The sequence below is a fragment of the Microbulbifer sp. SH-1 genome (assembly GCF_011326135.1).
Classification (GTDB): Bacteria; Pseudomonadota; Gammaproteobacteria; order Pseudomonadales; family Cellvibrionaceae; genus Microbulbifer; species Microbulbifer harenosus.
The window spans coordinates 1785744-1812347 of record NZ_CP046948.1 but is presented as its reverse complement, the minus strand read 5'-3'; the positions used below and the strand labels follow the sequence as shown (position 1 = coordinate 1812347).

The following is a 26604-nucleotide window of genomic DNA, read 5'->3' as shown; positions in this document are numbered from 1 at the left end:
GCCATTGCGCAAGGCCGGTAGACGATGATCAGCGCCACGTTCATCCGCCGGCCGCGCTTTGCGCTGGTGATCTCCATTCTCATCTCACTGGCAGGCATACTGACACTGCCACAGCTGCCCATTGCGCAGTTTCCCGATATCAGCCCGCCAACGGTGAGGGTGAGCGCTTCTTTTCCCGGCGCCAGTGCTGAGGTGATGCGCGACAGTGTGGCGATTCCCATCGAGTCACAGGTCAACGGCGTGGAGGGTATGCAGTACATGTCGTCCACCAGCAGCAATGATGGCACCTACAGCCTCACCGTCACCTTTGACAGCGGCTACGACGGCGATATCGCCCAGGTCAATGTGCAGAACCGGGTGCAGCAGGCAACCCCGAGCCTGCCGGAGGAAGTGACGCGCAGCGGTGTAACTGTAGAGAAACGCTCCAATACCATTCTGCTGGTGGTGAACCTGCTCTCCCCGGAAAATGAATTCGATACCCTGTTTCTCGCCAACTATGGCGAGATCTTCATCCGCGATGAGCTGGCGCGTCTCGATGGGGTCAGCGACGTGCAGATTCTCGGCGCGCAGGATTATTCCATGCGTCTTTGGCTCAACCCCGACCAGATGGCCGCGCTGGACGTGACCGCCAACGATGTGATTGCGGCGGTGCGGGCGCAGAACCTGCAAGTGGCCGCGGGCAGTATCGGCGCGCCGCCAATTCAGAAGGATCAGCAGTTTCAGTACAGCATCATCGCGCGCGGGCGCCTTGAGAGCGCGGAAGAATTCTCCAACATCAGCATCCGCTCCAAGCCTGACGGCGCCATTGTGCGCCTGAGGGATATCGCGCGCGTTGAACTCGGCAGCCTGAGTTACAGTGCGTTTGGGGAACTGGATAACAAGCCTTCGGCCGTGATTGCGGTATATCAGCTGCCGGATGCCAATGCATTGAACGTCGCCGACGCGGTGCGCGAAAAAATGGCGGAGCTTTCCAAGCGCTTCCCCGACGGCCTGAAATCTGAAATTCTCTACGACACCACCGATTTTGTGCGTGCCTCCATCGCGGAAGTGGTGGAAACACTGGTGATTGCTCTTTTGCTGGTTATCGTCGTGGTATTCGTATTCCTGCAGGATTGGCGCGCGACGCTGATTCCCGCAATTGCGATTCCGGTTTCTCTGGTCGGCACCTTTGCGGTGATGTATGCACTGGGTATGACGATCAACACGGTGACGCTGTTCGCGCTGATTCTCGCCATCGGTATCGTAGTGGACGACGCCATCATCGTGGTGGAAAACACCCAGCGTTTGCTGGGCGAAGGCATGCCGCCCAAAGAGGCGGCGATGGAATCCATGCGCGAGGTGACCGGGCCGGTGATCGCCACCACCGCAGTGCTGTTTGCGGTTTTTGTTCCCGTCATGCTGATGCCGGGACTGACTGGAAAAATGTATCAGCAGTTTGCGTTGACCATTTCGATTTCGGTATTGATTTCCAGTATCAATGCACTAACTCTGAGTCCGGCACTCAGTGCGATTCTACTGCGGCCGACGCAGGGGGAAGGTGAGCATGGCGAAAAACTGACGGGCGTGTTCGGATTCTTCAACCGCTTTCTGCGCCGCGCTACCAATGGTTATGTTCGCATCGTGCGTTTTTGTGTGCGGCGCCCGCTGATTGGGCTGGCGACGATTGCCGGTATCGGCGCACTCTGTGTGTGGCTGTTTACGGTAGTGCCGACGGGATTTATTCCCGATGAGGACCAAGGCTTCTTTATGATGAATGTGCAACTGCCCGACGGCGCATCCTTGCGCCGCACGGCGACAGTGGTGCAGGGGTTGAGTGACAATATCCGCGAACTCGATGGCGTGGCACATGTAATGGCGGTACCTGGCTTTAGCCTGTTGTCCGGCAGCGCCACATCCAATACCGCATTCATGATCGTCATATTGCACCCTTGGGAAGAGCGACCAACGCCGGCACTAAACCAGTTTGCCATCCTCGCCAAGGTACAGCGGCTGGGGGCCGCGGTGCCAGAGGCAGAAGTACAGGCCTTTCCGGTGCCGGCGCTGCCCGGCCTCGGCACCATCGGCGGTTTTGAATTTGTGCTGCAGGACCTGCAGGGGCGCGAGATTCAGGAACTCGCTGCGGTACTGTATGCACTTCTCGGGGAGGCCAACCAGCGCCGGGAAATTGCCCGGGCTTTCACCACCTACCAGGCCGCGACACCGCAGTTGCAACTGGAGGTGGATAAAGACAAGGCGCATATTCTGGGGTTGCAGCTGTCCGACGTGTATCTCACGTTGCAGACTTACCTCGGTGGTTTCTATATCAATGACTTTAACCGATTCGGCAAGATGTTCCGGGTCATGGCGCAGGCCGAAGCACAGTTTCGTGATGACGAGCAGGACCTCAACGGCTTTTTCGTGCGCGCCAATAGTGGCAGTCTGGTGCCGGTCAGTTCTGTGGCGGAAGTGGTACCGAGCATAGGTCCGCAAACGGTGAATCGCTACAATCTTTACAACAGTATCAGCGTCAATGGGGTACCCGCTCCCGGTTTTTCCAGCGGCGAAGCGATGCGTGCAATGGAAGAGTTGGGCGCACAATTGCCACAGGGCTACAGTTATGAATGGACCGGGTCCAGCCTGGAGGAAATCAGCGCGGGTAATCTGGCGCCCATCCTGTTTTCGCTTGCGGTACTGTTTGCTTATCTGTTTCTGGTGGCACAGTACGAGAGCTGGTCAATTCCGATTGCGGTACTGTTGGCGATTCCCGTCGCCATCGCCGGTGGTCTGCTGGCCTGCTGGTTGGTGGGGCATGACAGCAATCTCTACACCCAGATTGGCCTGGTACTGCTGATTGCGATGGCCGCCAAAACCGCAATCCTAATGGTGGAATTCGCCATGCTGCAGCGGGATCAAGGCAAGTCGGTGGAAGAATCTGCGCTCCAGGCCACCCGCCTGCGCTTTCGCGCAGTACTGATGACCGCTCTGGCCTTCGTGCTGGGCATATTTCCGCTGGTGATCGCCACCGGCGCCGGCGCAGCCAGCCGTGTGTCTCTTGGACTCGCGGTATTTGGCGGTATGCTTGCGGCGAGTATTTTTTCCACCTTTTTGGTGCCGATTTACTACGGACTCATGCAGGGTCTACGGGAAAAAGTGAAAGGTGGCCACACGCCGAAGGACATTGGCGGCGCGTCGCCACCGGAGGCCGGTACAAATCCGCGCTGAGGTTGTGATCGCTGCAGTGAACAATGCGGTCGGCCGGGGTATAGTGTTTCAGAACGCAGTGGCAGTAAACGATAGAGACAATGCTGGATATCATTGAGCGCAAATTTTCGGCGGTAAAAGATGAACTGGCGGCGCGAGTGCCGAAAGGCCCGAATCTGCACGGCCACGCCGCGGTGCTGCTGGCACTGACCGACGAACCGGACCCGCAGGTCATTCTCACTTTGCGCTCGCAGCAGCTGTCGAGCCACTCCGGTGAAGTCTCCCTGCCCGGGGGGCGTTGGGACGAGACCGACCCCTCCCTCGAGTACACCGCGTTGCGCGAAACCCACGAGGAAATCGGTCTGTCCGCCGACCAGGTGCGCGTGCTGGGGCCGCTGTGGACGCGCAATACACGCTGGCAGGTGGCGGTGACACCCTGGCTAGGTATCGTCGCCGCGGACGCCGTGCTCACGCCAAACCCCGGCGAACTGGATGCAATCTTCCACGTACCCCTGTCATTCTTCATGGAGGACCCACGTATCCGCACCGACCGCATCACCATCGACCAGACCCGCATTTATCTGCCAGCCTACGAGTACGAGGGTTACGAAATCTGGGGATTTACCGCCGGCGTGCTCACGGAATTCCTGGTGCGAGTGCTGGATGTGCCCATCGGGCGCCGCGATGACGTACCAGTCAGGGCTTTGAGTTAATTTTCCGCCCATTCGTCTGATCGCCCTCTCGCTTGTAGGAGCCTGCTTGCAGGCGAATTCGCAAACAGCCGTCCCTGCAAGGCAGGCTCCTACAGGCAGTGAACTCCAGCTCCGGTATACTGCCCCCCAGTTTTACCGAGATAGCCCATGCCCAGACCTAAATCTGCCGTCGCCCTGGAAGAAGTCCACTGGAGCGCGCTCAAAACCCTGTTTCCCTACCTGCTCGAATTCAGGCGCCCGGTGCTGCTGGCGCTACTTTGTCTGGTAGGCGCCAAGGCCGCCAGTGTCGGCCTGCCGTTTCTGCTCAAGTACATTGTCGATGATCTGGACCAGGCCGGTGGCGCCGCCGCGGCCATTGCATTGCCCTTGGGCCTGCTGCTCGCCTACGGCTTCGTGAGACTCTCTTCGGTACTGTTTGGCGAATTACGGGATACCATTTTCGGCCGCGTGACGGAGCGCGCGCAGCGCCGCGTCGGTCTCGAAGTCTTCCGGCACCTGCACCGGCTGGATCTGGATTATCACCTCAACCGACGCACCGGCGGCCTGTCGCGGGATATTGAGCGCGGCAATTCTGGCATCGGCTTCCTGATGCGCTTCATGGTGTTCAACATCGTGCCCACCCTGGTGGAAATCCTGATGGTGGTGGGGCTGTTGTGGTGGAATTACAGCGCCGCGTTCGCGCTGCTGGTGCTGGGGGCAGTGACTGCCTATATCGGGTTTTCCGTGGTGGCGACCGAATGGCGCACGCGCTATGTGCGGGCACTCAATCAGGCGGAATCCCAGAGTAGCAGCCGCGCGGTGGACAGCCTGCTTAATTACGAAACCGTGAAGTATTTCGGCAATGAATCACACGAGGCGGAACACTATGATCGTGAGCTGGCGGAGTGGGAAAAAGCGCGGCGCAATAGCCGGCTTTCCCTGTTCGGCCTGAACGCTGGGCAGGCGGTGATCATCGCCGCTGCCATGTGCGGTGCCATGGTCATGGCCGCGGTAAACGTAACCAGAGGCACCATGACCATCGGTGACTTTGTGCTGATCAACGCGGTGATGATGCAGATATTCATCCCGCTCAATTTCCTCGGATTCGTGTACCGGGAAATGAAAGGCGCCCTCGCCAATATCGAAAAAATGTTTTCCATCCTCGACGTGAAGCCGGCAATCGAAGATACCAGCGAGGCGGCCAGTCTCGCGGTGGCGCAGGGGGCCATCGAATTTCGCGATGTGCACTTCGGCTACAACGCCAACCGGGAAATCCTGCGCGGTGTGCGCTTTACCGTGGCGCCGAAACAGAAAGTTGCGATCGTCGGCGCCAGCGGTGCCGGCAAATCGACTCTGTTCAAACTGCTGTTTCGCTTTTACGACGTTAACCAGGGCAGCATTCTGGTGGATGGCCAGGACATCCGCAATGTCAGCCAGGATTCCCTGCGCCGCGCCATCGGTGTGGTGCCTCAGGACACGGTGCTGTTCAACCAATCCATTCTGGAAAATGTGCGCTACGGCCGTGTGAATGCCAGTGATGAGGATGTCATGGAAGCCATCCGCCATGCGCAGCTGGATACCTTCATCCAGCAACTCCCCGATGGTGTGAACACCATGGTGGGCGAGCGCGGTCTCAAGCTGTCCGGTGGCGAAAAGCAGCGCGTGGCCATCGCCCGCGCACTGCTCAAGCACCCACCGATCATGGTCTTCGACGAGGCCACCTCCAGCCTGGACAGCCACTCCGAGCAGGGGATCCTGCGCGCACTGCAGGAGATCTCGCGGGAGCAGACCACCCTGGTCATCGCCCACCGTCTATCCACGGTGGTGGATGCGGATCAGATTCTGGTCATGGATCAGGGGCGAGTGGTGGAGCAGGGTAGTCACACCGAGCTGATTGCCGCCGGGGGGCACTACGCGTCTCTGTGGCGGATGCAGCAGCGCGAGCGTGCAATGGATGTGGAACCTCTGGCGCAGTGATCATCACCGGTCCGGCTGGTAACGTGAATTGTTGTTCTATGGTGGATTCACGCCGCGCATTTTTCTTTCATCGCCCATAATTGCAGTCAAATATCCGGGCCGGACCGGGGTTGCTCGGTGATTACTGGACATCACTCAGGGGCACATTTAATGTGGCGCGCAAGGTACCGGGCATTGCTCGTGGATTCCCGGGCGACCACCAAATAAAACAACAGGCAGGAATCGGAATGAAAACTGCAAACTTAATTGCTTCTTTTGCCGCCTCCGCACTGGCACTCGCCATCGTTGCCGGCTGCTCTTCTGACGAAAAAACCACCGGCAAAGCGGACGTCGGCGCGCCTGCGGAAAGCGCTGCAGCACAGTCAGCAACCAACACCGCGCCACCGGCCACCGGCCCCCAGGCGGGCGGTATCGCCAAGGGGGTGGACCCGTCGCGTTTCAATATCTACGCACCGGTGGAACTGAATGCGGATCTCTCTTCCCTGTCTGACAACCAGCGCCAGCTGATTGGTAAACTGATTGACGCCAGCAAAATTATGGACCAACTGTTCTGGCTGCAGTCGTACGGTCCGGCGCAGGAATTACTGAGTGGCATCGACGACAGCGCAGCGCGCAAGTTCGCCGACATCAACTATGGCCCCTGGGATCGTCTGAACGACAACAAGCCGTTTATTGAAGGTTACAGCGACAAGCCACTGGGCGCCGAGTTCTACCCGGAAGACATGACCAAGCAGGAGTTTGAGGCGTGGAACCAGCCGGAAAAAAATGGTCAATACACCCTGGTACGCCGCGATGAAAACGGCAATCTGAAGCTGGTACCCTACCACGAGGCATACAAAGCCGAACTGGAAAAGGCCGCCACCCTGTTGCGCGAAGCATCGGACCTGGCCGAAGACGCCGAGTTCGCCAGCTACCTGAAACTCCGTGCCGATGCCCTGACCAGCGACCGGTTCCGCGACAGCGACATGGCGTGGATGGACATGAAGAACAATCGCATCGACGTGGTGATCGGCCCCATCGAAAACTACGAAGACCAGCTGTTCGCCTACCGCACCGCCTATGAATCCTACGTACTGCTGAAAGACATGGCGTGGAGTGAGAAACTCGCCAAGTTCGCTGCGTTCCTGCCGGAACTGCAGCGCGGCCTGCCGGTAGAGGACAAATACAAGGCTGAAACACCCGGAACCGATTCCGACCTCAACGCCTACGATGTGCTGTACTACGCGGGCCACAGTAACGCGGGTTCCAAAACCATCGCCATCAACCTGCCGAACGATGAAGAAGTGCAGCTGAAGAAGGGCACCCGCCGCCTGCAGCTGAAAAATGCCATGCGTGCCAAGTTCGACCAGATTCTTGTGCCCATCAGCGGCGTGTTGATTGCCGAAGACCAGCGCAAGCACATCACCTTCGATGCGTTCTTCGCCAATACCATGTTCCATGAAGTGGCCCACGGTCTCGGTATCAAGAAAACGGTCACCGACGGTGCCAATGTCCGTCAGGCGCTGAAAGAGACCTCGTCCGCGCTGGAAGAGGGCAAGGCGGATATTCTCGGCCTGTATATGATCACCAAACTGCATGAAAAAGGTGAGCTGGAGGACGGCGAGTTGATGGACAACTACGTAACCTTCCTCGCCGGTATTTTCCGCAGCGTCCGCTTCGGCGCCGCTAGCGCACACGGCAAGGCGAATATGATGCGGTTCAACTTCTTCAAGAATGAAGGCGCTTTTACCCGCGATGAAGCCACAGGCCAGTACAGTGTCGACTTCGAAAAAATGCAGGCAGCCATGACCAAGCTTTCGAACCTGATTCTGACGGTGCAGGGCGACGGTAATTATGCCAAAGCCAAGGAGCTACTGGACGGCATGGGCGTTATCAGCGCTGAACTGCAGGTCGATCTGGATCGCCTGGCGGAGGCCGATATCCCCGTGGACGTTACCTTTATTCAGGGTAAAGAAGTGCTCGGGATCAAATAACCCGCGCCGAGCTGTAGTTTCCAAGCAGTAAATAAGGCAGCTCTGAGACTAGGACCAGCGTTAAATCTGGTTTAAGTCCCAGGGCTGCTTTGTTATTTTCGGCAGCCGGTACATCCAATCGGCCGATGCCGGTCACCGCTGATCAAGTGGGCTGGTGGCGCCTTCTTTGTGTTTTCCCACTACGTGGGTATAGATCATGGTAGTGTTCACGTCGCTATGGCCTAGCAACTCCTGAATATCCCGAATACTGGTGCCGGTTGCGAGAAGATTTGTCGCAAATGAATGGCGGAACGTGTGACAACTGGCCGATTTCATGATTCCAGCCTTCTGGATCGCTTCGCGTACCGCACGACGTATCTGCTGCTCGCGCATGTGATGTCTGCGCACCACCTGGGTTACAGGACAGAAGGCACGACCCGCCGCGGGAAAAACATAGAGCCATTCGATACCGGGTTCTGGCATACGGGATGACCGGGCGCCCGGTACGTAAATAGTGCCAAATCCCTCCTCCCTATCGCGGTGATATAGCGCCGTAGCCAGATCTACCTGCACACTTAGCGAAGAAAACAATGACTTGGGCAGCAGTGTAATACGTGATTTGTCACCCTTGGATTCACGCACAATCAGCGACTGGTTGCCAAAGTCCAGGTCGCGCACCCGTAGCCGTGCCGCTTCCATAACTCGTAAACCGGACCCGTACATCAAAGACGCAGCAAGTCGCACAGGGCCTGACATTAATGACAGGACACGGACTGCCTCCTCATGACTGAATACTTCAGGCAGTTGCCTACCCTTCTTCGCACGACTGAATTGCAGCGGTTCCAAGTCCTGTTGCAAAAACTGACGGTATAGAAATACGAGCGCATTCAGCGCGGTTTTCTGTGTATTGGCTGACACGGCTCGATCACACACGAGATGTGAAAGCCACTGGTCGACATGCTTTGCCGCCAGGTTCTCAGGCCTCTGCATACCATGATATCGAATGAAATCATGAATCCATCGGCAATAGCTATCTTCGGTCCGGTAGGCCAACCGGCGCGCCCGCATAAACGCGCGCAGTCGATCCATAAAGCGCTCAGGTGATGCAGGAATAGGGCGAGGCAAGTATTCCATAAATGCTCTTATTGCTGGTTGTATATACAGTATTGTATATGTTTTGCAGATTTTGCCAATTACAAGTGATTACAGTGAACGATATCCAGAGAAGTAGGAGAAATGACCATATTCTCTTTATTAATCAGTGAGTTACTGGTTTTGACGCAGTGGGGATAGTGGGCGGAATGACTGATTTTTCGAAAACGATGTGCCTGATGGATCGACCGAACTCTTGACGTACTGTGGGCTGAGGAGCATTCTCAACGCTTATTGTCAGAGAGATAGTGGGCAGGGCATTTGGATCACTTTGCCTACTAATTAACTGTTAGCGTTTTGGGAGTGTCGCCGCCTATTTCAAATAGTGTAGTGGTCAAAATTCATAAAAAAGGCTGCTGTGGTTAAAATGGTTTCAGCTGAGGCATTCAGGCTCAAAGTGGTTTATTTTTGTCTCTGTGGTATCCATTCTTTGGACTTCTGCTGTAGGCGGCTCTGAGAGTTTGTGCCAGTTTCAAAGTTGGTTTCGGTGGGCCGGCAAGCTCGCAGCCTTAGCGAGTTTTGCACAAGATTGTATATTTTGAATGTAAGTTTAGTGGCTGCGAAAAAATTTATCTTCGTTGCTGGCTATGTAAAACTTCGTAGAATTTCTGCGGTGAATTTAGGCATGGCAGCTTTGTTTCGCGCTAACAATGCCAGGCAGTACGCTCCGGGCCTTCGGCCCTCCGCGGGACGTCCTACTTTGTGCACTTTGTTGCGCGGGTCGCTTCGCTCCCATTATCGCGCAAAAAAGCGCACAAAGTAGGCCGCCCCTGCTGGCGGCGTTAGTTGCGAAGGAAGTAGATAGCTAATATGGCAATTCCGCAAAGAGTGATTGGTGATATAGGGGAGTTTCTAGCTGCCAAGTATCTGGAAGAACAGGGCTATTTCCTTGTCCGTTACGGAAAGGAAATGCTCAAATCCGATCCTCTAGCTCACCTCAAGCTAAATTATGAAGTCTGTCCTGATAATGGATGTGGGATTGACTGGGAACACGATTTTAAAAAATGGAGTGAGGATGATCTTCGCTGCCTTACTAGAGAAGGCGCGCCATATGGTAAAGACTTTCTATTTATAAACTTTGCCGTAAACGAATATATACAGAGGTGTTGGTGGTATTACAATGAGAATAATTCTCTGCCTCATGACGGAATAAAGATACGTGATTTGCAGAAGTTGGGAAAAATTGATGAGGCTGAAAGGCTAAAGGATGAAAATAGGGCGGCATTGAATAAATTTCCAGGCCAGGGAAGTCACCCTGGTCGATATGACTTTATATGTTTTAAAGCCGGACAGTATTTGGCTGTTGAAGTCAAAGTAAATAATTCCCGCCTTTCATATTGGCAATCTATTCGGCTCGGCCTTATTAAAAAATTTGGTGGCAATGCCTATATAATCAAAATAAAATTGAGTAAGGAAGATTTATCTTTGTGCTCTAAAAACAAAATTTGTAATTGTAGTTCTCTTGAAATGTTGCCTGTAGATCTAGATAAGATTGACTCCCTTCCATCTGATGAAGAATTCTTAAAGATTGTACGATTTAGTGCGAGGCACGAAGCATTTCAACAGCAACTAACAAGGCCATGAACTTCGCGCCTGTCGGCGCCGGACAGCCTACGCTGCGCTCCGGCTGCCGGTTATGGCGGCGTTAGCATTTGAGATAGCATGAAGCATAAATGTCCACATTGCGGGAAAAATACAATTTCCACCTGGAATAGGTTCCTGGCATCGGATCTAAATCCCGCTATCTGCCCAGGATGCAAGAAGCCTTGTGCACAACCGAAAGGGTTTAGAACTGCGGAAGCAATTTACGGTACATTTGGCCTGCCAATTACTCTCCTTACGGCGCTTTTTCATAAAGTATGGTGGCCAATAGTCGTATTCTTCGGAATTTGGGTCGTATATGGAATTGCAACATTTCTATACTTACCCATGGTTTCGGTAAATGAATCAGCTGTTCAAAGAAAATACTATTTTATTTTAGGGGCAATGGTTGTTTTCTTGGTTTGGGCTATCGTAGATGCCTTGTAGCTGCCCATGCTAACAAGGCGCTGCAGGCCGACGGCCAACTTTGTGCACTTTATGCGCAGTCGCTTCGCTCCTATTATCGCGCATAAAGCGCACAAATTTGTCCGCGGCTGAGCGCGGCGTTAACACAACAAGGAGTTCCACAATGAAGTGGGCATTTATCGACTATGAAAATGTCGGTGGTATGGAAAAAATTGATCTTTCGCAGTATGAGAAAGTCATCGTATTTCTTGGGGCAAATCAGCCAAAGTTGGACTTTGGCGCTGCTAAATATGACACCCCAATTAATTTAATCGTTGTACAAATTAAAGCCACTCAAGCAAATAACCTTGATTTCCACCTTGCCTACTATTTAGGCAAGTATGATCGTGAGGCCGAGAAAAATGTCTCGTTTGAGGTCATTACAAACGATAATGGCTTTGCGCCACTTATAGGCCACTTGAAAGTAAACGGCAGGTCGTGCAAGCAAATCAAGCATGTTACTGTTGCGGCGACTACACAAAAATTACTGAGTTCATTAACCAAGTCACCGAAAGAAAAACGTCCCAAAACGGTGTCTTCGTTAAAAAACCATATTGCTGCGCATCTCAAACTTCAAGGTAATGAAATAGCCATTCAAGGCCAACTTAATAAGCTGGTAAGTGAGAAAAAGGTGGCCCTCAACGGAGAGTCCGTAGAGTACCAGTGTTAACAAACGCAGGCAGTTTACTCCGGCCCTTCGGGCCTCCGTGGGACGCCCAACGCTATGCACATTTTGTGCGGGTCGCTGCGCTCCCAGTTTCGCACAAAACGTGCATAGCATTGGTCGCCCCTGCTGCGGGCGTTATGTTTTCGGAGCAGCATGAGCTTCAAAAATAAGAACTATGGAGTAGGTAGCAAGACGGATATCATCAATAGCATGATATTTTTGCCGTTTCTAATTTATTGGCTACTGAAGTACCAAAATCTTCTATTGCTTATCTCTTTGCTTGCTTACCTTTCTTCGATGTATTTCTCATGGAAATGCAAAAAAATAGAAACTGCTGAATGGGAGAGTCAAAGGCAGCTAAATAAGGCGCGCACTTTCAGAACAGTCTCAATGGTTATACTTGCCTTCTCTTTCTTCGGGTTTTGGGTGAAACTTGCAGTACAAACATAACAATGCCAGGCAGCAAGGCTCCGGGCCTTCGGCCCTCCGCGGGACAGCTTACCTTGTGCACGTTTTGCGCGGGTCGCTGCGCTCCCATTTTTGCGCAAAACGCGCACAAGGTAAGCTGCCCCTGCTGGCGGCGTTATGGTGCCGGTCGGTAAAAATTAGTTTTTGTGGCGCTGCAATTTTTGCGCACAGTTTTGGCATCCAGTGTTTGGCCTTTTGCCAGGGCACATGCAAGCAGTTTTGTTCCTAGAGCGTTCGCTTGGGTTTGGCAGAAAAGGGTATTCCGCTGCAGTATTGCAGAGTGCCAGTAAGATATGAATTGGTTCGGGAAAGTGCGGTATTCTTTCCTCGTTCTAAATGGGCCGTGGCCAGCCAAGTCGTGGCTGGCAAAGTGCCGGAAAGCGGGCGCGGAGTGCGGCATACCATAACAAGCGCAAGCAGTTTGCTACGGCCCTTCGGGCCTCCGCGGGACGCCCAACGCTATGCACTTTTTGTGCGGGTCGCTGCGCTCCCAGTTTCGCACAAAAAGTGCATAGCATTGGTCGCCCCTGTTGCGGGCGTTATGGTGCCGGTCTTTAAAAATAGTTTTTATGTGACTGCAAGTTTTACGCATAGTTTTGGCCTCCAGCATTTGGCTTTTTGCCGTGGCACATTCAAGCAGTTTCGTTCCTAGAGTGTTCGCTTGAGGTCATTGGTACGGCAATTCCGCTGCAGTATTTTGGAGTGCCAAAAATGTAAAAATTGGGTTGGGAAAGTGCGGTATTCTTTCCTCGTTTTAAATGGGCAGTGGCCAGCCAAGTCGTGGCTGGCAAAGTGCCGGAAAGCGGGTGCGGAGTGCGGCATACCATAACAAGCGCAAGCAGTTTGCTACGGCCCTTCGGGCCTCCGCGGGACGCCCAACGCTATGCACATTTTGTGCGGGTCGCTGCGCTCCCAGTTTCGCACAAAACGTGCATAGCATTGGTCGCCCCTGTTGCGGGCGTTATGCGAAAGGGAGATCATGAGTACACCTCCACACAGCAAAATCATCAACAGAGTAGCAAGGCAGGTATTGAAGCCGATTGGCGTGAAACGAAAAGGCCAGTCGAGAATTTGGTTAGATGATAATGGTTGGTGGATTACAGTAATTGAATTTCAACCTTCTGCATGGTCAAAAGGCAGCTATCTAAATGTGGGTGTTAATTTTCAATGGTACCCACAAGAACATCTCTCTTTCGATATTGGCTATAGAGAGGCTGGTTTTGTTGAGTATGAGTCAAATGAGCAGTTTGAGCCACAAGCTCAAGAATTTGCAAATCTAGCAAAAGCTAAAATACTGGAAATACGAGAAAAGCTATCTAGTCCAAAAGCAGTTAAAGAGTACGTAGTTTCTTCGTTGCAAGATTATCGACCAACTTTATGGGGTGAATTTCATCAGGGTATGTCATGTGTCATAGCCAAGGAAAAAAGCGAGGCCATTGCCTATTTCAATCAGGTGCTAAGCAATCCTCACGATACCGGATGGGCAATAGATCTTAAGGAGTTCGTTTCCAAATTGATCTCGCTACTTGAGTCAGGCGAAGATGCAACCCATGTCCTAAATGAAATAGTAAATAAATCTCGTGAGCTAAAGAAATTGGAGCCGACAGATGTGCAGATCTCAGAAATCGCATAACAATGCGCTGCAGGCCGACGGCCAACTTTGTGGTGCGCCGAGCAAAGCTCAGGCGCAGGGGATGTTGATCGACAAGGAGGATGATTAACGGAAACTGTGCGTTGGTTTCCCGTGGGTGGAAGTCCCACCCGGGCAAGGCTGGTCCCCACCCGGAAGCGAGTCTTGGACTGCGCACGGCGACGTTCGCGGTTAAGCGTAGACAGCGAGTCAGTAGGCCACGGTGATTGAGCACCGAAATAGGCAAATCGTGGGAGCCGACGTTTTCACAAAAACGGAAGGCTACAACCATACTCTCTACCGACCTGGAGTATTGGCCCACCGGTGTCGAAGAGCCTGGCATGCTGGCAAGGAAACCCTGGGAACTCGGGAGGTCTGTTTTGTTCCTTGGTGACAACCACCTATGGCCGGTGGTTAATAAATTGGCCCATCGCAGTCAGGTGCCGGATTGTGATAACGGAATTTCAGGCACCAAACCAAGGTACCGCGGCCGAACGATAAAAAGGACGTCCGCGAGAAGATAAAGCAGAAATCGGAGCTTTCCATAGTACCGTTGAAGCGGGCGAACCGACATCCGCCGGGAGCCAGTGGAGGGAAGGGAAAGCCAACCCATCATGTCCTCAGGAGGGAAACATGTCGCAGACGCAGAGCGCGAACAGCATGTCCACTGCACTCCTGAGGTTAGCGACGCTGGGTCAGGAACATCCACAGCGGTGCTTTACCAACCTGAACCAGTACCTGACCCAAGACCTGTTGCGAGCAGCCTTCCACCAGACTCGCAAGGATGGTGCGGCAGGGGTGGACGGGCAGACGGCAGCCGACTATGGGCAACGGCTAGAGGAGCATCTCGAGAGTCTTTTAGCCCGAGTCAAAGACGGCAGCTATAAAGCCCCACCGGTCAGGCGCAGCTACGTGCCGAAAGGCAATGGCAAGCGTCCGATCGGCATCCCCACCTTTGAAGACAAAGTATTGCAGCGGGCCGTGGTCAGAATCCTGGAAAAGCTCTATGAGCCGATCTTCCACCCATACTCCTTTGGCTACCGACCGGGCAAAAGTCCGCATAAGGCACTGGAGCAGTTGCGACAGCAACTGTCTGAGTCGGGTGGAGGCTACGTCATCGAGATGGACATCCAGAGTTTCTTCGACACTCTGGACAAACACCAGCTGAGGGTATTCCTCCAGCAGCGGGTAGGAGACGGCGTAATACTGCGCCTGATCAACAAATGGTTAAAAGCCGGAGTTATGGAAGCGGGAAGCATCCACTACCCGGAACAGGGCACGCCGCAAGGCGGAGTTATCTCCCCAATGCTAGCCAATGTGTACCTGCACCATGTGCTGGACCAGTGGTTTGAGCAAGAGGTGAAGCCCCGTCTCATCAGCAGCGCAAGTCTGATACGATTTGCGGATGACGCGGTTCTGTTGATGAAGAATGCCGAGGACGCTGATCGGGTCATGGCCGTATTGCCAAAGCGGTTCCACCGCCATGGCTTGGCCCTGCACCCGGAAAAGACCCGTGTTACCAGATTCAAGCCACAAGAGAATGTCAGTATCGACTTTCTAGGCTTTACGCATTACTGGAAGCGGAGTCAGCGCGGAGGCTGGAGTATCTGCCGTAAAACCATGAAATCCCGGTTTGCGCGCAGTATCCGGGCCATCGGCAACTGGTGCAGCGAGAACCGTCACCTGGCCCTGCCGGAATACCATGCAGCCCTTTGTCGAAAGATCAGAGGGCATTATGCGTATTTTGGTATACGAGGTAACAGCAACGCACTCAAGCGTTTCCTGTATGTTGTTAGGAACACTTGGGTAAAATGGCTAAGGAAGCGTTCACAGCGCCATCGGCTGAACTGGAAAGCGGTAGAGCGTCTGTTGCTGCGATACCGTCTTCCTGCGGCGCGTTTAATAACCATTAACCTGCGAATGTGATGGGTTGAGGAGCCGGATGCGTTAATCGCGCACGTCCGGATCTGTGGGGGGCGGTGATGGTGACATTGCCGTCTACCTGACCACTTTATGCGCGGTCGCTGCGCTCTCATTATCGCGCATAAAGCGCCCAAAATTGTCCGCGGCTGAGCGCGGCGTTCCGGCTGTAGAAAAACTCGAGCACTTCTTCCATAGATTAGTTTTTCGCGCGGAGAGTGCCCTGAAATGTTTTTCGCCATGTTAAACAGGTCCGTAATTCGCATAGAAGTGTGATATTCCTGCACAAAATATAAACTGAAAAGAGAGGTCGGAGCTCTTCTACAGCCTCGTTAGGCAAGTGGCCAAAGTTATGGAGAGATATAAATACGATATTTTTGGTAGAGAAGTTCTGATTGAAAGAAGCCAAAATCGGTGGGCAACTTTCTACCACGGTTCAGAAGGTAAGCGACGAAATGCCGGAATATTTGTTCCACCAGAAATTACAGAAGCTGAGTTAACTCAGTTTCTGTCAGATCTCTGTCATGAGTGGGCAACTGAGAGGCATCCATCTGTGGTACGTCTGAGTGAAAATAAGTAAATTGGCATCCGCAGGGCACCCTGCCTAACAATCACGGGTAGTGAAGCTCCGGCCTTTCGGGCCTCCGCGGGACGGCTTACCCTATGCACGTTTTGCGCCATGTTAAGCAGGTCCGTAATTCGCATAGAAGCGCGATTTTCTGCGCAAAACATAAACAGAAAAGGGAGGTCGAAGTTTTTCTACAGCCTCGTTATGCGCCGACCATTCTAGTTGAGTATTGAGGATTAATTATGAAGATTAAAACCACGGTGCTATGCCTTCCCGTTACCGATGTACAAAAGGCACTCATTTTTTACCGGGAAGTCTTTGGATTTTCTGACGCAAAAATAGAAGAGGGTATTCTTACTCTTGAATTCCCGAACCTGTCTCTTTTCATAATGGAAAAGAATGCTTACGAAGCGTATGCCCATAAAGCAAAACGCGAAGCATTTTTTCCCGGGCATTCTGCCCCTGCCATCATTAGTTGTGCAGTTGAATCAAAACAAGACGTGGATCGGGCGCTTGAATGCGCTAAAGAGAACGGCGGAACGGCACCGGCGAAACCCGAAGTCGACCCATCGTTCGGAGGATACATCGGCTATATCAGCGATCCTGAAGGGCATCTCTGGGAACTTGTATGCCCGAACCCATAAGCTTCACTTAACCAAAAAACACTTGAAATTCGCTCCCTTCGGTCGCCGGACGCTCGCAAGCTCGTGCCGTTTGTGTGAGCGTTCAGGCTGTTGAAAAACTCGGGCACCTCTTCCATAGATTATTTTTTCGTGCGGGGAGTGTCCTGAAATGTTTTTCGCCATGTAAATCAGGTACAGAATTCGCATAGAAGCGCGATTTCCTGTTCATAATATGAACAGCAAAGAGGCCGGAGTTTTTCTACAGCCTCGTTATAGCGTAATTGAAGTACAGCAAGATTCGGGTCGGCAGTAGTCGTTCGTCCTTCTAATATGGCCTCTGTTCGGGCATGTGCCCTTTTATAATGATTAGAGCCAGAAGGAATGACTGATGACTATACTTGCTAACAAAGTTGCTATCGTTACTGGTGCCAGCACCGGTATTGGCTACGCGACCGCGAAGCTTTTTGCGAAAGAAGGTGCTGCCGTCGTGGTGGCTGCAAGGCGACAAAAGGAGCTTGATGACCTTGCGAACTCAATCAACGCGGAAGGCGGGCAGGCACTGGCACTAGCGGGTGATGTTGGTGATGAGGTTTTTGCCAAAACTTTGGTAGATAAGGCGGTAAGTTACTTCGGCGGATTGGATATCGCTTTCAACAATGCGGCTATCCTGGGTGCTATGAGCCCTGTCCCGGAAATGTCGAAAACGGAATGGGATCAGGTTATTGCGACGAACTTAACCAGCGCATTTTTGGGTGCAAAGTATCAACTGCCCGCCATGGCTACCCGAAAAGGAGGTTCGTTAATTTTCACCTCTACCTTCGTTGGCTACACCGCAGGTATGCCAGGTATGGCTGCCTACGCAGCCAGTAAGGCTGGCCTTATTGGGTTGACTCAAGTGCTGGCGTCAGAACATGGGCCTAAGAATATCCGGGTCAATGCCCTTCTGCCCGGTGGTACTGATACACCAGCGGGACGTGAATTTGCCAATACGCCAGAAGCATTGGCGTTTGTGCATAACCTGCATGCTCTCAAGCGTATGGCGACACCAGATGAAATTGCTCAATCCGCATTGTACTTAGCATCCGATGCCTCCAGTTTCACAACTGGTTCTGCGATGTTGGTAGATGGCGGTGTATCCATAAATCGCGTCTGAGAGGTCGCGCCATGTCAGACTATGACCGAATCGCAAGCGCTATGGCCTATTTGGTTGATCGGGCAATGGATCAGCCCAGCCTTGAAGAGATAGCGGCCCATGTGCATCTGAGTCCGTATCACTTTCAAAGGCTGTTTTGTAGGTGGGCGGGTACTACCCCGAAGCGCTTTTTACAGGTCCTGACATTGGAGCGGGGCAAAGTGTTGCTGGAGAATTCTCATTCCTTGCTCGAAGTCTCTCATGAACTTGGGTTAAGCGGCAGCTCAAGGTTGCATGATCATTTTGTGCAGCTGGAAGCTGTCACCCCCGGAGAGTATAAAAGTCGAGGTAAGCAAGTTCACATTGAGTATGGTGTACACGCCACCCCGCTGGGCCCAATGTTTGTTGCTGTAACCCAGCGTGGTGTTTGCCGGGCAGAGTTCATGGATTTCAACAGCATGGACGAGTTACTAGATAACTTGCATAACGCTTGGCCGCTTAGTTCGATCAGGGAGAGCCTCCCATCTACGCGCCATGTTATTGACGCATTTTTTAATAGTGATACTGTTTCCAAGGATGGCCCGCTATCGCTGCATGTGGCAGGAACCAATTTTCAAATTGCCGTGTGGCGAGCTCTGCTGAAAATCCCACCGGGAGCGGTGGCGAGCTATGCCCAAGTAGCCAAGGCACTAGGTGCCCCCAAGGCTGCAAGGGCAGTTGGTAACGCCATCGGCGCAAATCCGGTCGCTTTACTGATTCCCTGTCATCGGGTTATACAGCAGAGTGGCGCCCTGGGGGGTTACCGTTGGGGACCAACGAAGAAGCTTATGGTGCAAACCTGGGAAAAAATGCGTGATGAGCCGGTTGCGCTATAACAACGCTGTACTGCCGACGCTCGCACCTCGCGCAACTGATGCTGGGCGTTAAGCATTTAGACCGAAAACCATCTATAGGGGAGAGTTTAAAATGAATCATAAAGGCAGCTGCCACTGCGGGAAAATTAGATTCGAAGTCAATGGCGATTTCGATTCTGTCATGGAATGTAATTGCTCCCATTGCAGCCGAAAAGGCTATTTATTATGGTTTTTGCCAAAAACTGAATTTTCTTTACAAGTCGAGGAGGATTCCCTCGCTACATATACTTTCAACACACATAATATAAAGCATCAGTTTTGTGCCAATTGTGGCTGTGCACCATTTGGTTTTGGTGAGCATGGGGGGATGGAAGTGGCAGCGATTAATGTTCGCTGTTTAGAAGATATCGACTTGGGTTCGATTAAAAAAGAATCTATAGATGGTCGCTCCCTATAGATAGAAACGCTTAACAAGGTCGGACAATTTGCTCGGAACCTAGCTCTTCTCGGGACAGCTTACCTTTTGCCCGGGTCGCTACGCTCCCGGTTTTGCGCAAAAACGCATAAAGTAAGCCGCCCCAGTTGGTGGTGTTATGCATGAAAAGGAAGTTCAGTGCTGTTAAAATTATTAAATTGGGTTGCCGTTAAAATTCATCGAAAAAGGCAACAAAGTATAAATTGGAAAAGCTTATTGGATTTACTGACAAGTGAGCTTGACGGGTTCAAATATTACTTAGATACCAGGGAAAATGGCCTGGTAGAATTGGAGTCTGGTACCGACCAACATGCCACTAAAGATGTCCTTGGTATTGTGGCGACTGTCAGTAAAAAATACCAAAAGCCATTTGAGACTAGGGAACCAGTAGAGCGGGCGTTAAAGCAACTTTGTTCAAGAAGTGAACTAAGTGTTCATATGATGGTAAGTAGGAATCCCGGAAAATTTCTGGGTTACTATTTGTATATCAGGAACAATGCATAACCGGGCCATGCTGGCGAATGGCTTACGCAATGCGCTTTGCGCTAAATGCGCTCCAGCCGCCGAAGATGGCGACGTTATGATTAACATATAGTAAGGGACTATGTTTTCATCTATTGCCAATGTCTTTCGCTCCAAGAATAGATCAATATTTTTGGGTGAAGTTTTTGTGAGCGAGCGAAATAAGCTTGTAAGGTTATTAGAATTTGACCTTAATGATGAAAACAAGCCAGAACAGCTAGAGGAATGGGTTAAAAACCTCCTGGAGATACCCATGCTGAGTCAATCCGAGCATGTAGAAAGTGGGGCGTTAATACTAGACGTAGCTGTTCGAAAGTATCGGTTAGGTACAGATTTCGCGCTTTACTGCGATCCAGTTATCCCAATATTATGGCGCCCAAGTATTAGTATTGACATGCGTATAAGAGAGTACGATTCAAATAATACGCTGGGCGAATACTCTATCAGTCGAGTTCTCGGGTGGAGGGAGTATTTCCGAAGAGCCTTTTCATTCTCGTCGATGTTCAGGTTTGGATCTCTGTTCAATTCAAATGATTTGAAACACCTGTTGGCAATGTCTTTGTTGGATGGTTTGGTTTTGGCCAAGAGGCAAGAAAAATCATAGCAAGGCAGGGTGATTTACTCTGGGCCTTCGTCTCTCTACGGGATGTCTTACCTTGCGCACCTTTTGCGTGATTCGCTACGCTTGCAGTTTCGCGCAAAACGCGCACAAGGTAAGCTGTCTCTGCCAGCGGGATATCAACCTGTCCGATTTTTTACGACAATTACGAGAATGGTGCGGACGGTTGTTTGGCGTATGATCCAGCGATTCTTTTGGAACAATACTTTTCGCCTATTCCAAGCCCTATGTGTCAGGGTGTGCTGACGATAAACAGTTGAAAGAGCCAAAAGAAGGCAGCGGAGAAAGTCGTTTTTCTACAGGCTCGTTATGCGTAAAAATGGAGGAATTCATGTCGGAAGAGTTGTTTTTCCCAGTTCTTGAAACCGTGCGATTAACTCTTAAACCTTTAGTAATGGATGACGCGGGTAGCTTACTGGAAATTTTCTCTGACTCTGAGGTCATGCGGTATTGGCATACTGCTCCTTGGGAAACAATTCAGGACTCTCTTGACTTCATTAATGAGAGCAACGGTTCGATGCAGGATCAAGAGTCTCTTGTGCTCGGCGTGTATTTGAAGTCTACAGGTGAGCTCGCTGGGAAATGTATGTTGTTCAGTTATGACAAGGAATCCAAACGTGCCGAGATCGGTTTTGGTTTGGGGCGTTCTTTTTGGGGAAGGGGTTACATCCACGAAGCGGGAGAGGCATTAATTCAGTACGGATTCAATTCATTGGGACTTCGGCGAATTGAAGCAGAGATCGACCCAGACAACCAGTCTTCCGCGAAAGCATTAGGGAAACTAGGGTTTTCCCGCGAGGGGCTACTAAGGCAGCGTTGGGAAGTCAATGGCATCGTCTCTGACTCGGCATTGTATGGGCGATTGGTAAGTGACCGTCCAGAACCGCACAACCAGGCAATACACGAGGCAAGCGCGTGATTGCGTCGGTTAGGCGCAAATTAAATTACCTGAGGTTTTTGGAAATATGGAAGTTGAAAAAAGTGACGCTCGGGAGCGCGGACGAAATTAAGTCTTATCGCTGCAAGCCAACCAGATGCTTAATGGTCAACTATTAATGGGAAATTATGAATAAGGGAAAAGTTATGAAGAATAATTATGCTTCAATTTCTCTATTATTTACTGTTCTACTTATGGTCAATAAAAGTTATGGTCAAGATGATTTTCCAGTTCTTGAGGGTCCGTATCTCGGACAGAAGCCTCCGGGTTTGACTCCTGAGCTTTTTGCGCCGGGTATTATTGCAACAAGGGATTGGGAGGGTGGTGCTGCTTTCTCGAACGATATGAAAGAGTTTTATTTTACCAGGCAGCATCCGGAAACTAAAAGCGTAGAAACTGTCGTTTTAAAGAGTAACGATGATCGGTGGTACATGTTTGATGTGTTTCCTGGGTATGGACCATCTTTCGCGCCGGATGGCAAGGTCATGCATTTTGGCAAGCGGTATAAAGAGCGTACGGATTCTGGTTGGTCGGAGATGAAAAACCTTGGCTCCCCTTTTGAAGAGATACGCATCATGAGCCTTAAGGTTTCCAATAAAGGAACCTATGTGTTTGACGAGGTGGGCACAAACGGAGACGGCATTATTCGATATTCACGGCTAGTGGATGGCATTCGCGAAGAACCGCAACCATTCGGTAAAGAGATCAATACGGGATTGTGGAATGCCCATCCCTACATTGCTCCGGACGAGTCTTACATTATGTGGGATGGTGAAAGAGAGGGTGGGTATGGTGGATCTGATCTTTATGTTAGCTTCAAGGAGGCGGATGGGTCGTGGGGTGAAGCAATTAACCTGGGCGGTGAGATCAACACAGAAGTCGACGACGGGGGCCCGCGGATCACACCTGACGGAAAGTATCTTTTCTTTAGTAGAGTTGTTGCGCCGGCAGATGGCGACAGGTGGCCCGATGTGGATACCTACTGGGTTGATGCGCAGGTTGTCGAGAGCCTGAGGCCCCAAAATTGAACCAGATAGCAAAGCGCTATGGTCGAATAATGCTTCTTTGGTGATATAGAACGCGGCGCCAAGGCGTCAATTTTCTCCGCTTCACTTATCCTCTCGTGAATGTCTTGATTTGTTAGGACGGTTGCCCTAGAGTTCGAGATTAGGTCGGTTGTCCTAGGTGTCTGACGGGGCGTTGGGGGGTGTTTCTGTGGGTGGTAGTTTGACGAGAGATCGCATTGTCGTTGAGGCGGATCAGCTGTTTTATGAGCAGGGGTTCGAGCACGCTTCTTTTGCGCAAATTGCGAAAGCTCTGGGTATTTCTCGGGGAAATTTCTATTACCACTTCAAGACCAAGGACGAGATCCTGGATGCTGTAATCAGCCATCGTCTTGTTCGCACTCGCTCAATGCTCGACGGCTGGGAGCTAGAAGGTGAGACACCAATTGATCGAGTTCGGAGCTTCATCAACATTCTGATAGTGAATGGCGCAAAAATCAGGCGCTATGGCTGTCCGGTAGGGACACTCTGTGCGGAGCTCACGAAGCTAAACCACCCTGCTAGAGATCACGCAAAGGAACTTTTTACTCTTTTTAGAGTGTGGTTGCGTCGACAGTTTGAACAGCTTGGCCTTGGTGACGAAGCGGATGAGTTGGCAATGCATCTGCTGGGGTTCAGCCAGGGTGTAGCAACGCTTTCCAGCACATTCAACGATGATAAATTTGTTCAGAACGAGGTAAACCGCATTAATGAATGGTTAACCTCCGTCACAACCAGAGCTGAAGTTCAACCGGAGATACTTTAATGTTTTTCGTGCTTTTGCGGTTTTCACAGAATAAGGAGCAGGCCAGCCATTATATGGACGCCCATAATCAATGGATAAGGCGTGGATTTGACGATGGCGTTTTTTTGATGGTAGGTAGTCTGCAGTCCGGCCTTGGTGGCAGTATTATCGCTTATGGGGTTTCACGTGAAGATCTTGAGAATAGGGTTAATGAAGATCCGTTTGTGGTTGAGCGTATCGTCGCTGCAGAAATACTTGAAATTGCGCTCAAGAAGGCAGATGCACGCCTGAGCTTTCTTCTGGGTTAATGACTGGGGAACTTAAAATGAACTCTACTGTTGCTGGTCCTGATGGTAAGTTACGTTGCAGTTGGTGCTCGGCATCTCCTGATTTCTTTGATTACCACGATAAGGAGTGGGGGTTTCCTGTCGACGATGATATTCGGCTGTTTGAAAAGATATGTTTGGAAGGATTTCAGTCTGGGCTCAGTTGGCGGACTATTCTTGCAAAACGTAATAACTTTCGTGCTGCCTTTGCAGGTTTCGACTTCAATAAAGTGGCTCAATTTAACGAGGTTGATATTGAGCGTCTGTTGCGGGATAAGGGTATTGTGCGCCATCGCGGGAAAATTGAAGCTGTTATTAACAATGCAAAAATGGCACAAGATCTTGTGAGTCGGGAAGGTTCACTTGCGGCCTATTTTTGGAGTTTTGAGCCAGACGAGAATAGTCTTCCAGAGCCGCAGACTGTTTCGACCTCGGAAGCCTCGGTTGCGCTTTCGAAGGCTTTGAAAAAGCAGGGCTGGAAGTTTGTAGGCCCTACCACAGTGTATGCGTTTATGCAGGCAATGGGTCTGGTGAATGATCACTCCAGTGGGTGTGCGCTAAGAGAGAAGGTGGAAAAAGCCCGCAAGCGATTTAAGCGTCCGCGGTAGGTATGGTGCCCGGCCTGTCGGCTGCAGCGCAAACGATTTAAAATGTACTATTAACTCGAACTCACTGTTGTGATAATTTTCACTGGCTTGACGTGCACATTGTTATTGTGGCAGTGCTGCGGCTGTCATGGGTTCTTCTTGAGCTTGAACGGGTTTGAGTAGTAGGAAGTAACTCAATAGGAAAACGAATGCGCACGCGTAGAGCATTACGGAATAATTGCCATTGGCAAGAAGTAGTGATGCGAATAACGGCCCTTTTGCCAGGCCGACAGAAGAGGCGACTGCCGCGATAGTTGATAGCCGCCCACTGCCGTCTAACTCAGCCGTTACCGCTAACAGATATGACTGCACTGCAGGCCAGGAAAGAAATAATAGTGCCATGGCGATAACATAGAGTTGTGTATTCTGTGAAAAATTGAGCAATATCGCCGCGGTAATTGACAGGATAGTACCAGCCACTATCCAGATCATTCGGCCATAACGATTACCTACCACGACAGGCCATGCTGCGCCAAGTAGCCCTAACATCCCGGCAATCGCGATATAGTTGCTGACATTTTCATGGGTAATGCCCGCGTTGGTGCCGATCAGTCCTACATATGCCCATAGGGCGCTGGCCGCCATTTGGTAGGTAATAATAGCGGACAGTAGTAAAGCGGCGTTTTGCCAGCCGCTGAGTTGGAAGGATAGGGAGAAACCTACTGAAAGGCTGCACATATCTCTGTCGAAATGGCGCGAGGGCAGAATTAGCATGAAAAGCAGGCTGATCAGCGAAAAGCTGGCCATAACGTAAAATACCGCATAGGCACTGACCATTTCCTCGACTCCTGGTAAAAGATAGATGACCAGTGAGCCAACGCTGAATTGCACAAATAATAGTGTTCCAAAGGCTCGGTCTGGATTGTCTAGCCGAGCAAGCAATGCGATAGCCATGCCTAGACATAGGCCGCCCAATACTCCGGCTAGAAAACGCCAGATGAGCATCAAACCGAGGTCATCAAACAAGACGGTGGCGCTGTCTATCAAGGCCAGTAGAGAGAAACATACAAAAAGAGCGGGTTGACAGTTTATTCGGCGCACCAGAAGAATGGCGATAGTGCTTCCCAGTAATCCGCCATAGCCATTGAGTGCGACTATCTGCCCCGCCTCAGCATCACTGAAGCCGATGTCTCCTGCCAGGGCGTTTACCACGCCCGGAAGAAAATTAATATAAGACAGCCCGGCCATGGTGACGAACGCAAAAAGTGCGTAGGTTAGATAGTAGCTGGGAGATACTTTTTTTGTTGGATTCCGGTTCAATGTTAATCCTATGAGTGGTTTAAGCCTGCTGTTGGGTTGAATTCTATGGATCTCAGCTCTTTAATGAATCGACCGCGCACCCTAAGAGTCGTGAATACAATTCACGAAATCCATGTTATGTTTGTAACAGACGTCAACAGCATGAGTCAGGCAGACAGTGGATAAGCTGCGCTTGTTGGAAATTTTTTTGGCTACGTGTGATGGCGGGAGTTTCGCTGCGGCCGCCAGAAGTTGTGGTACCGACCCTTCGACCGTCAGCAAGGCGATCAGTCGCCTTGAGACTCAGCTGAAGTTGACGCTCTTTCAGCGCTCGACCCGACATTTGCGCGTAACAGAGGCTGGTCAGCGATATGCCGTTACTGTTCGCAAGATGATGCGGGACCTCGCTTCCTGTGAACATGAACTGATGCACTTGAATGATTTACCTGGCGGTACGCTTCGCATCAGTGCGGCCGTGTGCTACGGGCACCTTTACCTGCGCCCTTTGCTGCACGCATTTTGCCAGCGGTATCCAGCGATCAAGCTCGAGCTTGAGGTCAATGACTTGCATGTAGATATCATTGAAAGTGAAATTGATATTGCTCTGCGTACTGGCTACGTAAAAGACAGCCGTCTTGTAGCCCGACGGCTGAGTCCTATGGATTTTTTGACCTGTGTATCCCCGAACTACTTAGCGGCATACGGTACTCCCACTTGTGCCGATGATTTTAAACGGCATAGTTGGATTGGCTTTCGGATCAAGCAGACGCAGCAGCTACAGCCGATTTTTTTACCCGATGAGAAGGGTGAGTACCGGCTTTTTGAATTGGTGCCGCGTCATATTACAGACGATGGCGAAGCGATGGCGTATATGTGTGCCGATGGATTGGGTTTTGCGCAGTTGCCTCATTTTCTGGCGAAATCCGGTTTGCGAAGTGGAGCCTTGGTCTCACTTTACCCTTATTACCGACCCCCAGAGCCGGAAAACGGTGTCTTTGCTATTTACCCCAAACGCGATTACTTGCCGGCTAAGGTCAAGGTCTTTATTGAATTCTTGATTTCCTCCTTGGCGTCTCTGGGAGAGAATGCAAATCACACCTGGGCCGAGAATTTGACACCGGCCGTCAATTTTCCTGCGAAATTGCCGCCTGAATTGACATTGTGCCTGGATGCAAGCGTCTAGTTCCGGT

Annotated in this window: 21 protein-coding genes; 19 read left to right on the top strand and 2 right to left on the bottom strand. The window is 51.4% G+C overall.

Features of this window, described 5'->3' with window-relative positions; translation table 11 throughout:
- Positions 1-24: 24 nt before the first annotated feature.
- From GNX18_RS07850 to GNX18_RS07835, 4 genes are all read left to right on the top strand, one after another.
- Positions 25-3201, top strand: coding sequence for an efflux RND transporter permease subunit (locus GNX18_RS07850; protein ID WP_166216813.1), 3177 nt, complete (start codon positions 25-27; stop codon positions 3199-3201).
- Between the two features lie 80 nt (positions 3202-3281).
- Entirely contained in the window at positions 3282-3893 is a 612-nt protein-coding gene (locus GNX18_RS07845; RefSeq protein WP_166216810.1) for a CoA pyrophosphatase, read from the top strand.
- Positions 3894-4040: 147 nt separating this feature from the next.
- Positions 4041-5849 carry an ABC transporter ATP-binding protein/permease gene (locus GNX18_RS07840; RefSeq protein ID WP_166216807.1) on the top strand — a complete coding sequence of 603 codons (1809 nt, stop codon included), beginning with the start codon at positions 4041-4043 and terminating at the stop codon, positions 5847-5849.
- A 227-nt stretch (positions 5850-6076) separates the two neighbouring features.
- Complete coding sequence (locus tag GNX18_RS07835; protein WP_205828093.1) at positions 6077-7822, top strand: Zn-dependent hydrolase; 1746 nt, start codon at positions 6077-6079, stop codon at positions 7820-7822.
- 132 nt (positions 7823-7954) lie between these two features.
- Here the strand turns inward: GNX18_RS07835 and GNX18_RS07830 are convergent, their stop codons facing one another.
- Positions 7955-8935, bottom strand: a complete 981-nt coding sequence (locus GNX18_RS07830; protein ID WP_138234114.1) for an integron integrase — start codon at positions 8933-8935, stop codon at positions 7955-7957.
- An 828-nt stretch (positions 8936-9763) separates the two neighbouring features.
- On the opposite strand from GNX18_RS07830, the gene GNX18_RS07825 reads away from it, so the two are divergent.
- The 14 genes from GNX18_RS07825 (at position 9764) to GNX18_RS07755 (ending at position 24136) form a co-directional block, all read left to right on the top strand.
- Positions 9764-10537, top strand: coding sequence for a hypothetical protein (locus GNX18_RS07825; RefSeq protein ID WP_166216804.1), 774 nt, complete (start codon positions 9764-9766; stop codon positions 10535-10537).
- Positions 10538-11123: 586 nt separating this feature from the next.
- Entirely contained in the window at positions 11124-11669 is a 546-nt protein-coding gene (locus tag GNX18_RS07820; protein ID WP_166216801.1) for a PIN domain-containing protein, read from the top strand.
- Between the two features lie 1444 nt (positions 11670-13113).
- Positions 13114-13767, top strand: coding sequence for a DUF4304 domain-containing protein (locus tag GNX18_RS07815; protein WP_166216798.1), 654 nt, complete (start codon positions 13114-13116; stop codon positions 13765-13767).
- Between the two features lie 630 nt (positions 13768-14397).
- Complete coding sequence (ltrA, locus tag GNX18_RS07810) at positions 14398-15690, top strand: group II intron reverse transcriptase/maturase (RefSeq protein ID WP_166216795.1); 1293 nt, start codon at positions 14398-14400, stop codon at positions 15688-15690.
- 804 nt (positions 15691-16494) lie between these two features.
- Positions 16495-16896 carry a VOC family protein gene (locus GNX18_RS07805; protein WP_166216792.1) on the top strand — a complete coding sequence of 134 codons (402 nt, stop codon included), beginning with the start codon at positions 16495-16497 and terminating at the stop codon, positions 16894-16896.
- A 367-nt stretch (positions 16897-17263) separates the two neighbouring features.
- Entirely contained in the window at positions 17264-18028 is a 765-nt protein-coding gene (locus GNX18_RS07800; RefSeq protein ID WP_138237314.1) for an SDR family oxidoreductase, read from the top strand.
- An 11-nt stretch (positions 18029-18039) separates the two neighbouring features.
- Entirely contained in the window at positions 18040-18882 is an 843-nt protein-coding gene (locus tag GNX18_RS07795) for a methylated-DNA--[protein]-cysteine S-methyltransferase (RefSeq protein WP_166216789.1), read from the top strand.
- Positions 18883-18973: 91 nt separating this feature from the next.
- Entirely contained in the window at positions 18974-19318 is a 345-nt protein-coding gene (locus tag GNX18_RS07790; RefSeq protein ID WP_166216786.1) for a GFA family protein, read from the top strand.
- Positions 19319-19474: 156 nt separating this feature from the next.
- Entirely contained in the window at positions 19475-19840 is a 366-nt protein-coding gene (locus tag GNX18_RS07785) for a hypothetical protein (protein ID WP_166216783.1), read from the top strand.
- 893 nt (positions 19841-20733) lie between these two features.
- Entirely contained in the window at positions 20734-21396 is a 663-nt protein-coding gene (locus tag GNX18_RS07775; protein ID WP_205828092.1) for a GNAT family N-acetyltransferase, read from the top strand.
- Positions 21397-21560: 164 nt separating this feature from the next.
- Positions 21561-22442 (top strand): PD40 domain-containing protein, encoded by an 882-nt coding sequence (locus GNX18_RS07770; protein WP_166216777.1) that lies wholly within the window; start codon positions 21561-21563, stop codon positions 22440-22442.
- 199 nt (positions 22443-22641) lie between these two features.
- Complete coding sequence (locus GNX18_RS07765) at positions 22642-23223, top strand: TetR/AcrR family transcriptional regulator (RefSeq protein ID WP_205828091.1); 582 nt, start codon at positions 22642-22644, stop codon at positions 23221-23223.
- Positions 23223-23510, top strand: a complete 288-nt coding sequence (locus tag GNX18_RS07760; RefSeq protein WP_166216771.1) for a YciI family protein — start codon at positions 23223-23225, stop codon at positions 23508-23510. Before GNX18_RS07765 ends, GNX18_RS07760 begins: the two co-directional genes overlap by 1 nt.
- 17 nt (positions 23511-23527) lie before the next feature.
- Positions 23528-24136, top strand: coding sequence for a DNA-3-methyladenine glycosylase I (locus tag GNX18_RS07755; protein ID WP_166216768.1), 609 nt, complete (start codon positions 23528-23530; stop codon positions 24134-24136).
- 102 nt (positions 24137-24238) lie between these two features.
- On the opposite strand, the gene GNX18_RS07750 is transcribed toward GNX18_RS07755, so the two are convergent.
- The gene (locus GNX18_RS07750) at positions 24239-25435 is read right to left on the bottom strand and encodes an MFS transporter (RefSeq protein ID WP_166216765.1); all 1197 of its coding nucleotides are present in this window, start codon (positions 25433-25435) and stop codon (positions 24239-24241) included.
- Positions 25436-25592: 157 nt separating this feature from the next.
- On the opposite strand from GNX18_RS07750, the gene GNX18_RS07745 reads away from it, so the two are divergent.
- Positions 25593-26597 carry a LysR family transcriptional regulator gene (locus GNX18_RS07745; protein WP_166216762.1) on the top strand — a complete coding sequence of 335 codons (1005 nt, stop codon included), beginning with the start codon at positions 25593-25595 and terminating at the stop codon, positions 26595-26597.
- Positions 26598-26604: the final 7 nt, after the last annotated feature.